The sequence below is a fragment of the Pseudanabaena biceps PCC 7429 genome (assembly GCF_000332215.1).
In the GTDB taxonomy this organism is placed as follows: Bacteria; Cyanobacteriota; Cyanobacteriia; order Pseudanabaenales; family Pseudanabaenaceae; genus Pseudanabaena; species Pseudanabaena biceps.
In genome coordinates this window covers 1-14,830 of record NZ_ALWB01000128.1, presented here as the reverse complement: position 1 = coordinate 14,830, position 14,830 = coordinate 1, and the positions used below count along the sequence as shown (strand labels likewise).

9 protein-coding genes and 1 pseudogene are annotated in these 14,830 nt (G+C 43.4%); 6 read left to right on the top strand and 4 right to left on the bottom strand.

What is annotated here, in order from left to right:
• Positions 1-389: 389 nt before the first annotated feature.
• On the top strand, positions 390-1,883 hold the full coding sequence (locus PSE7429_RS14470) for a UDP-N-acetylmuramoyl-L-alanyl-D-glutamate--2,6-diaminopimelate ligase (protein WP_009627981.1): 1,494 nt from the start codon (positions 390-392) through the stop codon (positions 1,881-1,883).
• A gap of 324 nt (positions 1,884-2,207) precedes the next feature.
• Positions 2,208-5,564 carry a response regulator gene (locus PSE7429_RS14465; RefSeq protein WP_009627980.1) on the top strand — a complete coding sequence of 1,119 codons (3,357 nt, stop codon included), beginning with the start codon at positions 2,208-2,210 and terminating at the stop codon, positions 5,562-5,564.
• A 195-nt stretch (positions 5,565-5,759) separates the two neighbouring features.
• Here the strand turns inward: PSE7429_RS14465 and secF are convergent, their stop codons facing one another.
• Both secF and secD read right to left on the bottom strand, forming a co-directional pair.
• Positions 5,760-6,719 carry a protein translocase subunit SecF gene (gene secF, locus PSE7429_RS14460; protein ID WP_009627979.1) on the bottom strand — a complete coding sequence of 320 codons (960 nt, stop codon included), beginning with the start codon at positions 6,717-6,719 and terminating at the stop codon, positions 5,760-5,762.
• On the bottom strand, positions 6,716-8,209 hold the full coding sequence (secD, locus tag PSE7429_RS14455; protein ID WP_009627978.1) for a protein translocase subunit SecD: 1,494 nt from the start codon (positions 8,207-8,209) through the stop codon (positions 6,716-6,718). The genes secF and secD overlap by 4 nt, the downstream gene beginning before the upstream one ends.
• 946 nt (positions 8,210-9,155) lie before the next feature.
• Between secD and PSE7429_RS14450 the strand changes: the two genes are divergently transcribed.
• The 4 genes from PSE7429_RS14450 (at position 9,156) to PSE7429_RS14435 (ending at position 11,522) form a co-directional block, all read left to right on the top strand.
• On the top strand, positions 9,156-9,443 hold the full coding sequence (locus PSE7429_RS14450) for an RNA recognition motif domain-containing protein (protein WP_009627977.1): 288 nt from the start codon (positions 9,156-9,158) through the stop codon (positions 9,441-9,443).
• 319 nt (positions 9,444-9,762) lie between these two features.
• Complete coding sequence (locus tag PSE7429_RS14445; protein ID WP_009627976.1) at positions 9,763-10,275, top strand: photosystem I assembly protein Ycf3; 513 nt, start codon at positions 9,763-9,765, stop codon at positions 10,273-10,275.
• A gap of 475 nt (positions 10,276-10,750) precedes the next feature.
• On the top strand, positions 10,751-11,041 hold the full coding sequence (gatC, locus tag PSE7429_RS14440) for an Asp-tRNA(Asn)/Glu-tRNA(Gln) amidotransferase subunit GatC (RefSeq protein ID WP_009627975.1): 291 nt from the start codon (positions 10,751-10,753) through the stop codon (positions 11,039-11,041).
• A gap of 58 nt (positions 11,042-11,099) precedes the next feature.
• On the top strand, positions 11,100-11,522 hold the full coding sequence (locus PSE7429_RS14435; protein WP_009627974.1) for a response regulator: 423 nt from the start codon (positions 11,100-11,102) through the stop codon (positions 11,520-11,522).
• Between the two features lie 314 nt (positions 11,523-11,836).
• On the opposite strand, the gene PSE7429_RS14430 is transcribed toward PSE7429_RS14435, so the two are convergent.
• Together PSE7429_RS14430 and PSE7429_RS28005 are read right to left on the bottom strand one after the other, a co-directional pair.
• Complete coding sequence (locus PSE7429_RS14430; RefSeq protein ID WP_009627973.1) at positions 11,837-14,674, bottom strand: leucine-rich repeat domain-containing protein; 2,838 nt, start codon at positions 14,672-14,674, stop codon at positions 11,837-11,839.
• Positions 14,675-14,682: 8 nt separating this feature from the next.
• A pseudogene (locus tag PSE7429_RS28005) lies at positions 14,683-14,830 on the bottom strand (IS1595 family transposase); the annotation flags it as partial.

Below are 14,830 nucleotides of genomic sequence, written 5' to 3'. Positions count from 1 at the left end.
TAAAAACCCAAAGATGAGTAGCGGCGCGAAGCGCCGCTACTCATCTTTGGGTTTTTATGTCCTCGCTATCTCTTAATACCAATTCACAAAAGTGTGACAACACTTTCGTGAATTGGTATTACGTTGCTATAAGTAGCTAGGCGCAATTAAACGCAATTAAATATAAAACCCCAAAAGCTGTAGCGCACGCACAGCGTGCGCTACAGCTTTTGATTTTGGGTTTTAATTATGCCCAGCTACTTAGGAGTAAATAATAGATTTATTGCCCATCAAAGAACGCCCCTCAAGGGTGCGCTCTTTGATCGGATAGGCGAGTATGTTGTCACAAATCGAGATTTCATGTCAGAATTCTGAGATTATTTTGTGCTCTTGAGAAAGGATCGGCAACTATGCGTTTAGGACAATTGCTCGCGTTAGCAGGTTACCAAAATTCTCAGCCTGAGTTAGATGGGCTAGAAGTAGAGCGAGTAATTACGGATTCGCGTCATTGCCAAGCAGGGGATTTATTTATTGGGATGACAGGCACGCAGGTGGATGGTGGTAAGTTTGCGCCCCAAGCGATCGCTCAAGGGGCGATCGCCGCGATCGTTTCCCATGCAGCCTTGGCAGCTTTACCCAATCCCGAAAAAGCGATCGCTGTCGATGATGTGGTCGTGGCTTGCAGTAAGATTGCCACCGCTTTTTATGACTACCCTGCCCAAAAGCTGAAATTAGTGGGAGTGACTGGAACCAATGGTAAGACTACTACCACCCACTTGATCGAGTTTCTGCTCCAAACTCAATATGCCGTAGCTTTGTTTGGCACGCTTTATACCCGATGGGCGGGTTACTCCCTGACAGCGACCCATACCACTCCTTTTGCTGTAGATCTACAGGAACAGCTTGCCCAAGCGATCACCGCAGGCTGTGATGTGGGTTTAATGGAGGTTAGCTCCCATGCCCTAGATCAACAAAGGGTGTTAGGTTGCCCCTTTGAAGCGGCAGTATTTACCAACCTTACACAGGATCACCTCGACTACCACAAAGATCTAGAATCCTATTTTCAAGCTAAGGCTTTGCTCTTTGGTGACAACTATTTACAGGGGCGAGCGATTATTAACTTGGACGATCCCTTTGGTCAAAGGTTAGTGAAAATGCTGGGTGATCAGCCGATCTGGAGCTATAGCATCAGCAATCCTCAAGCTGACTTTTACACAGAAAACTTGACCTACTTGCCCAATGGGGTGACGGCAACCTTGCATAGCCCTCAAGGCTCGATCGCGTTTAACTCGCCATTAGTGGGGCGCTTTAATGTTGAGAATATCTTGGCGGCGATCGCGACGGCTTTACATATGGGCATGAGTTTGTCGGAAGTAGTGAGCCGATTGCCAGAGTTTAAGAATGTACCTGGTCGGGTGGAGCGGGTGCAGGTTAGTGACGATCAAGATGTCACGGTGGTGGTGGACTATGCCCATACTCCCGATAGCCTCGAAAATCTACTGGAGGCGATGCGTCCCTTTACGCAACGAGAACTAATTTGTATCTTTGGTTGCGGTGGGGATCGCGATCGCACCAAGCGTCCTTTAATGGGTGGGATCGCCGCTAGGCTTGCCGATCGGGTCTATGTAACCTCGGATAATCCCCGTACTGAAGATCCGCAAAGCATACTCGATGATGTGGTTGTGGGAGTTAAAGCTCATATTGGTGATAAACCCATGATTGTAGAAGGCGATCGGCATAAATGTATTCAAACAGCTATCATTTCAGCTCAAGCAGGCGATACAATTTTGATTGCTGGAAAAGGTCATGAAGACTATCAAATTATTGGGCGGGAGAAAATCCATTTTGACGATCGCGAAGAAGCACAGGCGGCTTTGATTCTTCGTCGCAGCTTGTATCACTAGCTAGCTCAAACCCCTTGCTTTTAAAGAAAAAAATTGGTTAAATCCTAGGCAAAAACACGTAAGGAGGATCGGTTATGATGCAAAAGGAAGTATATTCAAAACCAAGCTGAGTCGATCAATATTTGACTCTTTTGCATTTAGTTCAATAATCTATCTTAATTCTGAGAACAATCGTACAACTTTCAGGATAGCCATTGATAGACATTGATTATTCTATGTTTGTTAGGCTTCTTTACTTCTAGAAATGTGGATTTTTGTATAATAAATCACTAATCCCCAGATTCAGATTACTTTGGTATCAAAATTTTAGGAAGAAATAGCTACATGGGTTCGCAAACTGCCCCCAAACCTAAGCTGCTAGTTATCGATGATGAACCCGATAACTTAGATTTGTTATTTCGGACTTTTTATCGAGATTATCAAGTTCTGCGTGCCAATGGGGGGCCAGAGGCATCAGAATTACTCGATCGAGAAGGGGAGGTCGCAGTAATTATCTCCGATCAAAGAATGCCGATTATGAGTGGAACGGAATTCTTAAGCCAAATGGCGGTGAAGTATCCAGACACGATGCGGATTATTTTGACAGGTTATACCGATGTCGAAGATTTGGTGGAGGCGATCAATACTTGCAAAGTATTCAAATATGTCACCAAACCTTGGGATGAATTTGAACTTAAAAATGTAGTGCGGCAGGCGATCGATACTCACAATGTTCTTCGCAATCGTACCGCTGAACTGCGGCGCACGCTACGCCAACAATCCCTGTTAAATGCGATCGCTTCCTCCGTTGATAGTGCAGCTCCCTATCGCGAGAGCATTGCGGCGATCGCTGAGTCAATTGCCCGAAATTTTGATGTTTCCGCCAGTATTTTGCGTTTAGTGGAGAATAGCGTTCTTTCCGAAAGCTATTTTACCTATGGCAATCAGTCGTTTCCAGATTTGCCTAAGCTGGTGAAAATTCTCACCCTGCGATCGCAGATCGTGCCAATTAACGATATTGCCAATGATGAGCGCATCTCTGAAACTGACAAAGCCATCTATGCTGAAGCTAATATCAAGTCCGTTCTTTATGTGCCTCTAGAAGTGCAAAAAGAATGTCTGGCGATGCTAGCTCTTTATCACTGTGAAAGTCCCCATCTATGGAGTACGGACGAATTAGATTTAATTGAGTTGGCTGCTGACCAAGCGGCGATCGTCAGCTCGCGCACTAGAGCCTACGATCGCATTCAAGAACTGGCAAAGCGCGAATCCTTACTCAATACCATTACCAGTACTATCCGCTCCAGTCTCGATCCGCAAAAGATTTTTGCATCGATTACGCAGCAATTGGGGCAAGCCTTAAATTCTGAAAGCTGTGCCTTATCCCTATGGACAGAAGGAGATAATTACTTACGTTGTGTCGGGCTGCATTTGCTGGATGAAAATGAAGTAATTAATAGAAAAGAAAATCCTGATGGCTCCTTGCTGCCGCAATCGAGCATGAATATTTCTTGTAATCCCGTCTTCCAAGCTTTAATTGAATTAAAGCAGCCCGTAGCGATCGCGGATTTACATGAAAATCCAGAATGGAATATTACCGACCTTCCCTTACGTTCTATTGCACGATCCCTACTAGTCGTTCCCTTACTGTCTGAAGGGAAGATTATTGGCAGTATTTCCATGCGTCAAAATAAGCTGCCAAGGCAATGGTTACCAGAAGAGGTGTCCTTAGTGCAAGCGGTTGCCGCTCAAGCCGCGATTGCTGTACAGCAAGCCAATCTTTTCCAGACAACGCGCCAACAGGCACAGCAACTTCTGGAATTGGATCGCCAAAAAACAGAATTTTTTCAAAACCTGTCCCACGAATTTCGCACGCCCCTCACCCTCACCATAGGTCCCCTAGAAGCGGCGATCGAACAATCGAATCCACTCCCTTACGAACAATCGGTGATTGCCCTACGGAACTGTCGAAGACTATTGCGGCTCGTCAATCAATTGCTGGATATCCAACGGTTGGATGCTGGCAAAATGCAAGCCTGTTTCCGTCCTTGCAATCTGGTCGAATTTGCCAGTCAAACCATAGATTCATTCCGTCCCTACTGCAATCGCAAAAATATTAATTTACTGAGTGAATTTAGTGACTGTCCCGATATTTATTTGGATTTAGAGAAATTCGATAAAGTTCTCTACAATTTGCTTTCCAATGCCATGAAATTTACTCCTAATAATGGCAATATTACCGTTCGCATTCATACGGACGAAGATGGTAAGCATTGTATTCTCAGCGTCCATGATACGGGCATTGGTATCCGTGAAGATCAAATTCCCTTTCTCTTCGATCGCTTCCGTCAAGCAGAAGGTTCTGTCAATCGCAGTTATGAAGGTAGTGGTTTGGGCTTGTCACTGGTTAAAGAATTGGTAAATCTGCATGGTGGTGATATATCCGTATCCTCAGAATATGGATTTGGTACAACCTTTGCAATTTCTCTTCCTGCGGGTAAAGCCCATTTACCCGCTGAGCAAGTGACGAATATGCCAGCGGATATCCAGATATCTCGCGCGTCGATCGAATTAGCTGATCTAGAAACTGATCTCAATACCGATGAAGATGCGATCGTAAATAGCGGCGATAGTCCATCTTCGAGTCAAGAGCAGGCCGCAAAAATATTAATTGTCGATGATAATCGTGATCTGCGGAGTTACTTGCGGCGCGTTCTCAATCAAGCTGGCTATAAGGTGATTTCCGCCCACAATGGCGCTCATGGTTTGGTCAAAACCAAACAGTACCGTCCCGATCTGATCGTGACGGATTTGATGATGCCCCAAGTGTCAGGCTTGGATTTAATTGCCTTAATTCGCCAAGACGAGCAATTGGCAGGTACTCCCATTATTTTATTGACAGCAAAAGCTAATGAAGAGACGCGCATTGAAGGCACAGAAATGGGGGCAGATGGTTATCTGGCTAAGCCTTTTAACGATCGCGAATTGTTGGCTGAAGTTCGGAATTTGCTGGCTCTCAAAACCAATGAGCGAAGGGTAGCCCAACTCAATCTCTATCTCACGGAATCGGTTCTCAAGCGATTTTTGCCTCCTGGTTTGGTATCTAAAGCTGCTACGGGAGAGCTAAGTCTGGACTTGCGTCCCGAACCGAGGATGATTACTGTTCTCTTTACCGATATTGTGGGCTTTACTTCGCTATCTAATACGTTAAGATCACGCCGCGTTTCGGAATTGCTCAATCAATACCTTGGCGCGATGACGGAAGCCATTTTTGCCAATGGGGGGACGGTTGATAAATTTATGGGTGATGGCATTATGGCGCTATTTGGTGCGCCCGAAGATTGCAGTCCTAATGAGCAGGTGCGTCGTGCGGTGAGAACGGCCAAGCATATGCAGCGATCGCTAGCGCAACTGAATGAGCAATGGCAAACCCAAGGGATTCCTAAGGTCAGATTTCGTTGTGGGATCCATCAAGGTACGGCGGTGGTGGGGATGTTTGGCAGTGCGGAGCGATCGGACTATACGGCGATCGGTCCTACGGTAAATATTGCTGCCCGCATTCAAGCGGCGGCGGAACCAGATTGCATTCTGGTATCGGCAGCAGTTGCGGATTATCTCAACGATGAAGAGTTACGCAAACGCGAACCTCTGAAGCTCAAAGGCGTTGATGAGACAGTACTCACCTTTTTTGTAGATAGCTAGTAATACCAAGTTACAGCAATTACCGATCAAACGAACCATAAGGAAATTTTTGAAAGCGTTGCTTCGCAACGCTTTCAAAAATTTCCTTGTGGTTCGTTTGATCGATAATTGCAGTAAGTAATTAGGCATAATTAAAAACCAAAACCAGAGAGCATACCGCCCACTGCGCGGGCGGTATGCTCTTCTAGGTTTTAATTAGTTGGCTTCAAGGGGCGGTTGACGGACTGTCACCTGACGGCTACGCCACCAAGCGAGCAAAATACTGGCATTAAAAATGCTGGAATAAGCCCCCGACAGGAACCCAACAATCAAAGCCAGCGAGAAAAACCTTAGCGTTGCACCACCGAATAGGAAAATAGCAATTAAAGGCAAAGTTGCTGTGAGAGTTGTGTTGATCGATCGCCAGAGGGTTTGATTTACCGAAGCATTAACCAAATCATTAAAATTGGTCGTATCCGTATCGAGCTTCACATTTTCGCGAATGCGATCGTAAATTACCACCGTATCGTTAACTGAGAAACCGCAGATCGTGAGCATCGAAACGATAAATAAACTATCAATTTCTACACCCATCGTCAGCCCTAAAATGGCAAATACACCAGCAGTAACAAAAATATCGTGGAACAGCGCAACGATCGCAAAGGTGGCATAGTCAAGTTGAAAGCGAAAGGCGAGATAAACACCGATCCCCGCAAAGGATAAACCAAGGGCAAGCAAACCATTATTGAGAGCCTGCTGCCCGATCGCGGGTCCGACTTCATCAATCTGTGATTTTTTGGGGTCAACTTCTCCATACTGCTTCAACGATTCAGTCATAGTTTCCTTGAGCTTGACCCGCTGCTCAGAGGAGAGATGGGATGTCCGAACCGATACACCCTTGAGGTCTTTGCCCTCAACCAACTGAATGACACTATTACTAAAACCCTTACTTTCTACAGCTTGGCGGATCACAGCCACATCTATGGACTTACCACAATTGCCAGCATTACAAGCCAAACCGAGCGTAATATTAGAACCACCTGTAAAGTCAATACCGAGGCGTAAAGGCGATCCTAACTGTTGAAAGGATAGAACCATCGCGATTAAACCTGCCACAATCACTGTCGTTGAAATCGTGATGTAAAGGCGACCATGTTTAATTACATCTAATTTCATAGTACTGCACCTGTATTGTCTTTTTTGTTACCGTTTTCTCGATCGCTCAGTTTATCCTCAGACTTAGTTTCTACCTCAACTTTAGTTGTAGAAATTTTGCCAAAAGCCTTTACGCCATAATATTCTGGCTTGCGAAATAGGGGATTGCCGATCATTGCCAACATTAGCGATCGGCTCAATGTCACCGCCGTAAAGACACTGACCATCACCCCAACGCCTAAAGTAACCGCAAATCCTTTGACAAATCCCGAACCAAGCCAAAACAGGGCAAAACAAGAAATCAGAGTGGTCACATGACTATCAAGGATGCTCGACCAAGCTCGATAAAAACCAGCTTCAACAGATTTGTAGAGAGTTCTTCCTGCGTTTAACTCTTCTTTTGTCCGTTCAAAAATTAATACATTGGCATCCACGGCAATACCGATACTAAGAATAAATCCTGCAATGCCTGGTAAAGTCAAGACCACGCCTAACAGACAAAACGAAGCAAAGGTAATCACTGCATAGGTAATGAGGGCAATATCGGCAACCACACCTAATATGCGGTAATACAGCACCATAAAAATGATGACTAAGACTAGCCCCGCAACTCCAGCATAAATGCTGCTCAGGATACTATCCGCACCGAGGGTAGCCCCGACAGTACGGTTTTCAACAATCTCTACAGGCACTGGCAAGGCTCCTGCTCTTAACTGCAAAGCAAGTTCGTTAGCCGTATCAAGCGTAAAGTTTCCTGTAATTACAGCTCTTCCACCAGTAATACCCTTACCTTGAAATTCGGGTCCAACGGATGGAGAACTAATTAATTTATCGTCTAAGAAAATACCTAAAGCGCGACCTGTACCGCCAATTTCACCAGTAGTTTTCGCAAATAGATCGCCGCCTTTATCATCAAAGGTTAGCGCTACTTGCCAAGAATCAGGACCATTGCCCGATGGCGACGCGACTGCATCCTTGAGCATATTGCCGCTTAAACCTGTGCGCTCAAAAATCCCCTTCAGTGCTTCTACACTCTTTTGATATTCCGCTTCGTTATCAGCGATCGCCTTTTGATCGCCAGAGTTTTTCAGGATTTCACGTTGCAGCGTTGCCGCCTGCTGAATTTGCAATCTTGCCCTTAGCTCGCTTTCAGTCCCTTTTTTTTGCTTCCGAAAGTCAAGCTGGGCAGTTGTACCAATTACCCGTTCAGCCTGCGCAGGATCATTTACCCCTGGCAGTTGTACGACTAGTTGATTATTACCCGATATCACAATTGTTGCTTCGGAAACACCCAAGCCATTAATACGTTGCTCCACGACAAACTTTGCAGTTTCCATAATGCGTGGTGTAATTTCATTAATTCCTTGTTCGGGATTAATTTTTGCTTGGAGTGTAAGCTGCGCACCACCCCGTAAATCTAGCCCTAACTTAGGTGGATGATTTACGATGAGATACACAGCCCCCAATAAAACTGCCAATACAAAGGCAAGCAGGCGGCTTTGTTTACCCATATTTTTTATAGCTTTTTTTGATAGCTGTTTTGATAAAACTATTTATATAGCTTTACTTCGAGCCAGAGTGAACAGAGAAAATTTTTAGACATCTGCCATCATAACCCACTACTTAAGCAAAGATCCTGCTCGTAACTGAGCAGCTAATTCGATAGCTGTCGCTGTACTAGGACATAAACCCCAAGAATTGACTGGCGGCGCTTTGCGCCGCCAGTCAATTCTTGGGGCTTGATTTTTCCTAAGTCAAGTGACTGTGGCTATAGCTGGGCGCAATTATAGCTATATTCACTTAAGTCAGGACATCAAACCCAATAGAGAGTTGCGGCGCTTCGCGCCGCAACTCTCTATTGGGTTTGATTTTTTCCTAACATTACTGACTATAGCTATAAATATAAAATTCATAAAATTCCCAAAACCTGTAGTGCAATCTGCACATTCGCTACGGGTTTCGATGCTGGTTTTTTAATTATGCCCAGCTATTTAACGGCAAAACCCCATGCTTATTGATCGCTAGGAAAATGGCGAATCAAAAGGTAATAAATTAACTTTGTCTCCCCATTTTTAAATTTTTAATTATCTTTACTTTAAGTTTGGTAAAAAATCCTCTTCAAACAACTCGAAAATACTAACTAGTAAGTAATTTGACTTATTTCTTTAGACTGATATTTTAAGCTCAATCTCAAAGACTTGCAGCATAAGCGATCGCCCATGACGAGAAGTACCGCTTACAGCAAGGAATTGCTCGCCCTTTTTTACAGTTTATGCACTCTTTAGCATTACTTGGACAAAGCTTTGTAATACAGCCTACGCAAATTGTTGCGGCTAAACGGTAAACTTATATCAAAGCTGAAATTTAGGTTGGATTTGTGAGATCTCGGATCGAGCGAGTCTTTTCCGAAGACTGGCTAAATTATTTTATCGATCTCTTTTTTGGAGCGAACTGACTGTGACTATTTACGTTGGAAATTTGTCTTATCAAGCTGCTAAGGATGATTTGACAAGCGTCTTCTCAGACTACGGCACTGTAAAACGCGTGCAATTGCCCACCGACCAAGAAACAGGTCGGGTTCGGGGTTTCGCCTTCGTTGATATGGAGGATGATGCCCAAGAAGAAGCGGCGATCGCGGCGCTTAACGAAGCCGAATGGATGGGAAGAACCCTACGCGTTAATAAGGCTAAGCCTCGTGGTGAACGTACTAACAACGATCGCCCTAGAGGTCGCGGCTACGCCTAAGCCTAATTAATTGCAACATTCGTAAAGCATGGCTAAGCTATGCTTTACGAATGCCATGACTAAACGGCTCATGACTAAACGGCTAAAGTTAAGTTATATAAACAAAAGGTGAAGCCTAAATATTCCTAGCGAAAACTTGCTATTAAGCTTGATATTAAACTTGGCATTAAGCTTGGCTTAATTGTCATTAATTTGAAATGTCAGTAAAAACATCGTCAAAAAGCAACGTTACAGAACAGCATTATCACAAAACGAAACCTCATCTATATCAAGCTTTTGATATGCTGATTAACAACTGACTGCAAATTTATAAAGAACTATGCCTAGATCGCAACGTAATGACAACTTCGTCGATCAAACCTTTACCGTTATTGCCGATACGATTTTAAAACTCTTTCCTGCTAGTCAGAAAGAAAAAGAAGCCTTTGCTTACTATCGAGATGGGATGTCCGCTCAAGGTGACGGTGAGTATGCCGAAGCCCTATCAAACTACGAAGAAGCCCTCAAGCTCGAAGAAAATTCCTACGATCGCAGCTATATCTATTACAACATGGGTTTAATTCATGCTAGTAACGGCGATCACGATAAGGCTCTCGAATTTTACGAGCAGGCGATCGATCTCAATCCTCGTATGCCTCAAGCATTGAACAATGTTGCGGTAATTTATCACCATAAAGGGGAAAATGCTCAGGACGAAGAACAAGCCGAAGAATATTTCAACATTGCTGCCGATCATTGGGTGAGAGCCATACGACTTGCTCCCAACAACTACATCGAAGCGCAAAACTGGCTAAAGACAACTGGTAGAGCTGATATTAATCTATTCTTTTAAACGATTAAACCTAGAAATCTTTGGTGTAAGTCCCAATCAAGTCCCAACCAAGTCCCAACCAAGTCCCAACCAAGTCATAAGGGACTTGCTATTAATTAAAGTACCTGTGGCTTTGACTACGCTCAGCTAACATTGGCTGAGCGTATGATTTAGGACTACTATATATTCTTATACTAAGTTAAGAAATGGCTACGCCATTTCTTAACTTGAAAAACTTTCCTAGGTTTAGTTGTTAATTCACAAAATTGTTGTCACACTTTTGTGAATTGGTATTAGAACCATATTCATATTCTGATAAATATATTCCTAGGATATTCCTAGGATATTCCTAGGGATAATTTAAGCAAATGATTTCGGATGGTTAATCGGATGGTTAATCGGATGGTCAAAAAAATACCAAAACCTAACGGTTACCCTAAACACAAATCACATATACATACCACATATAAATTTATATAAAGATCACACAGATATTATGATTGATAGAGATCAAGTTCGCCATGTTGCCCATTTGGGACGTTTGCAATTAACTGAAGCCGAAGAAATTTCTTTTACCAAGCAGCTAGATAGCATTTTGGACTATTTCCAACAGCTAAATGAACTTGATTCTCTGTTAGAGGGGGTTGAACCAACAACTAGGGCTGTTAACACCGTCAATATTACTCGCGCCGATATCCTGCAACCTTTTGCCGATCGCGAAGTCTTGCTGGACTGTGCGCCTGATCGGGAAGAAGACTTTTTCCGCGTGCCCCAAATTATGGGTTAAATGTTACTGGCAATCGCGCTACTGGTTTCAGGTAGGGAAAAAACAGCACCATAAAATCATGGATATTTCAGTTAAGCCCGAACCATCTTTATCTAGATTCAGCATTTTGTTAGCTGAGGACAATCCTGTCAATCAAAAAGTAGCGATGCGAGTACTCAAACACCTCGGTTATGAGGCTGACATCGTGGGCAATGGGCAAGAAGCGATCGCGGCGATAGAGGATAAAGCCTACGATTTAATTCTCATGGATATTCAGATGCCTGAAATGGACGGGATACAGGCAACTAAACATATTCGCGATCGCGAAAACGCATCGCAATTACCTCCGATCGCGATCGTGGCTATGACTGCCAATGCTACCGATGACGATCAAAATATCTGCCGCGATGCAGGTATGAGTGATTACATTAGTAAACCGATTCAGATCGATAAGCTGAAAAATATTTTGCAGCGATACGAATCCATGAAAACAAAAAAATAGAGTTCATGCTTTGCATGGACTCTATTTTTTATTTCACAGACTCAGGATGAATTAAAGTAACGTGAGTTCGGGATAATTTGAAACGGGCTTTGAGGAAGGGTTCACTACGCAAACCCTTCCTCAAAGCCCAAAAGTAAAAGCCTTGCTACGCAAGGCTTTTACTTTTGGGCTTTTAAAATTTGCTAGCTTAACCCGAACTGACGTTACTTATCATCTGAATAAGCTCTTAGCGAAAGGATGCCATTTGCCACCATCTTGTGATATTGCTCTACGGTAAATTTATGGCTGAGGAGTTGAAACGCTGTATCGTATCCCTATTTTTTAGATTTACCAATAATATCGCCGATTTTACTGAGTAATGCATCATACAGAGTGAGTTGTTTAATAACCGCCATAATGACCTTTTCAAAGGATTTCCCTTCCATTTGTCCAGTAACTTTAAGTACGAAAACTACGCCAATAACTATCACTAAAATAATTGAGAACATCGCAATAATAAACTGCTCCAATTTCAGAATCCCCGCAAAAGTTAGCACCAAAGATGCAGTAGTTAAAACAATAAATACAAAGGACATAGAAGCAGTAATTACAGAAGGGATTTGAAAATCTGTAGATTTCGGTGTGTTTTTGGGTTGGGGCTTCTCAAGTTCTGGCATGATAGTTGCTTGTTGGTTGATGTTGTGGATATTAACATTCACAATAGGCTGGGATAGCCGATCGCTATACGACTCTCTTTCTCGCAAGTCATCTTTTGAACGCGATCGCCTATCTTCGATACCTTCGATGAGTTCGCGGATATTGTAACTGTGATCGGCTTCTTCAGGAAAACAGGTGATCTCACCGCGCTCTAACAATTTGAGTAGATGTTTGTAGCTGGCAGTGCCTTGGGGATTATCGGGTAAACCGATGCGCTCATCGGGAGTGAGTTTTGGACAGTCGTGAATGTCGTCAAATTTGTCGCGGATCACGGAGAGAAAACTATGGCGGGTGTGGGAAGTGCCAGAGATGCGGATAAAGATTTTGGCATCTTCGAGATCGGCTTTGATGTAGGCGAAGTTGCCTGTATCAGAGGCGAGGATTACGCCTGTGCGCCAGTAGGTGCGGCTGTTGGTGTGGGCGATTAGTTTGTGGGCTTTGACGATAAATCGGGAAATGACGCTATTGGGTAGGACTTTATCGTAGCGATATTCAAATCTCAGGCAGTCGTCCCATGTGCCTGTGTGGGGTTCCTCTTTGGGAAGTAAATCGGGAATGAGGTATTTGGGATAGTCGCGATCGCGGGAGTTTTCCATTGCAAAGCATAGCTCGAATTTTTCCATCATTCTGAGAATGAATTTACGCGCTTTTTCGGAGGCGTAGCAGTCCTGCTCCTTTCGAGATTTAGGCTGAAAGATGCGCTCTGTGTCTTGCCAATGCAATACGCCCTGATGTGCGGTCATCAAGAGGTTATCGTTAATGATTTTGTATGCGCCGACTGTGACCCATTCGGGATTGAGAACGTTGGTGTCTTTGAGGCGTTTGTCGTCGGTGAAGTTGAGAATGATGCCCAGTTCGTGCAGGAGGCGGACGAGAGTATGGCGCGATGATTCTCTAGTGATGCCAGTATCGATGCATTTTTGTTCGTATTCCTGATAGGTGATGTAGTCGCGATCGTCCTGTTCCAGTTTGTCTTTGAGGTTTAGCCATTTGACGGGTATGGGATCGAAGACATGGGGCATTTCGTTGGCGATGATTTCGGTGATTTTTTGTTTGAGTTCGCTAATTCCTAACCCTGTGGCGCAGGATGTGCCGATAAAGCCTTTGATGTTGGGATATTTAGTTTGCAAGCCGTGGCGATCGAGGTCGAGGGGATGGTCATCGATTTTATTGCCGATAATGATCACGGGGGCTTGATTGCCGAGGCTTTCAATCAGTTTTAGCCAATATTCGATGCGATTGGCAAGTTCGTCTTCGCGGGTGTTGATGACCAATAGATAGAGGCTACGCTCGGTGAGAAAGAACTGATGGGTGGCGTGCATGATTTCCTGTCCGCCAAAGTCCCAAACCCGCAGTTTCACTTGTTCATTGTTGGCTGAAATCTGCCAATCACGAATATTAATGCCATCGGTTTTGCGTTCGCCTGCATCAAATTGATTGTCAAGTAAGCGCTTGACCAGTGAGGTTTTGCCCACGGTTCCCTGTCCAACTAATATCATTTTCGCTTCGTTTAATGGCTGTCTTTCTCGCTCCAACCAAAAATCAAAAATCGCTGTAGGATTATGATAATTATTAAGTATCTCTTCTGGTATTGGTAAAGGATTATCTCTTAATCCAAGGGCTTTAAGTTTTGTCATATCGCTTAGAGAATCAGGAATCATGCTGATTTGATTCCTAGATAGATAAAGCTCGTTTAGATTAGAAAGTTTCGTAATTGAATCAGGAATCAACCTAATTTGGTTCTTATAAAGACTAAGTTCTTGGAGATTGGAGAGATTAGAAATCTCATTTGGGATAATACTAATTTGGTTCTCATTAAGCATAAGAGTTTGGAGCTTTGAGAGTTGAGAGATTCCATGTGGAATTGTGGCAATTTGATTCCCTTCAAGATAAATCGTGACAAGGTTGAAAAGCTTAGAAATAGTATCAGGAATGGTGCAAATTTGTTTATTGTAAGCAAGATTCAAAACTTGCAGATTATAGAGATCTCCAATCGTATCGGGAATGATATTAATTCGATTGCTATTAAGATGTATTTCTTCAAGGTTATAAAGTTGCGAAATCTCTTCTGGAATAGTACTGATTTTATTAAGTGAAAGATTAAGCTTTTGGAGCTTTGAAAGCTTAAAAAGCTTATCGGTAATATTGCTAATGTGATTATTAGACAGATGAAGTAAAGTCAGATTTGCTAAGTTGGCGATCGCATCGGGAATCTGCGTAATTTGGTTGCAACCAAAGTAAAGCTGAGTGAGATTAACTAAGTTGCATATCACATCAGGAATCTGTGTAATTTGGTTGGAACTGAGGTCAAGCAGAGTAAGATTGGCTAAGTTGCAAATCGAATCAGGTATCTGCGTAATTTGGTTAAAGGGAATATGAAGTTCTTTGAGATTGGTTAATTGAAAAATCTCTTGGGGAATCGCAGTTAAACGATTTACTTTAAACTTTTGGCTCAATAGGTGAATCAGGGAGGTGAGGAAAGTAGAGAGTGGAGCAAAGCACTGAGCAAAGCTTTGCCCCTCCTCTTAGCATTATGAACAAACTCAAAAAAGCTTAAATACAAAGGCTAACTTTTCTTGAGATATGCCACGATGAGGACGTAACCAAGAGCG

Excerpts from the sequence above, each read along its gene's own strand:
- PSE7429_RS14465 (WP_009627980.1), top strand. The coding sequence starts at position 2,208 with ATGGGTTCGCAAACTGCCCCCAAACCTAAGCTGCTAGTTATCGATGAT.
- secD (WP_009627978.1), bottom strand. The coding sequence starts at position 8,209 with ATGGGTAAACAAAGCCGCCTGCTTGCCTTTGTATTGGCAGTTTTATTG.
- secF (WP_009627979.1), bottom strand. The coding sequence starts at position 6,719 with ATGAAATTAGATGTAATTAAACATGGTCGCCTTTACATCACGATTTCA.
- PSE7429_RS14470 (WP_009627981.1), top strand. The coding sequence starts at position 390 with ATGCGTTTAGGACAATTGCTCGCGTTAGCAGGTTACCAAAATTCTCAG.
- gatC (WP_009627975.1), top strand. The coding sequence starts at position 10,751 with ATGATTGATAGAGATCAAGTTCGCCATGTTGCCCATTTGGGACGTTTG.
- PSE7429_RS14435 (WP_009627974.1), top strand. The coding sequence starts at position 11,100 with ATGGATATTTCAGTTAAGCCCGAACCATCTTTATCTAGATTCAGCATT.
- PSE7429_RS14445 (WP_009627976.1), top strand. The coding sequence starts at position 9,763 with ATGCCTAGATCGCAACGTAATGACAACTTCGTCGATCAAACCTTTACC.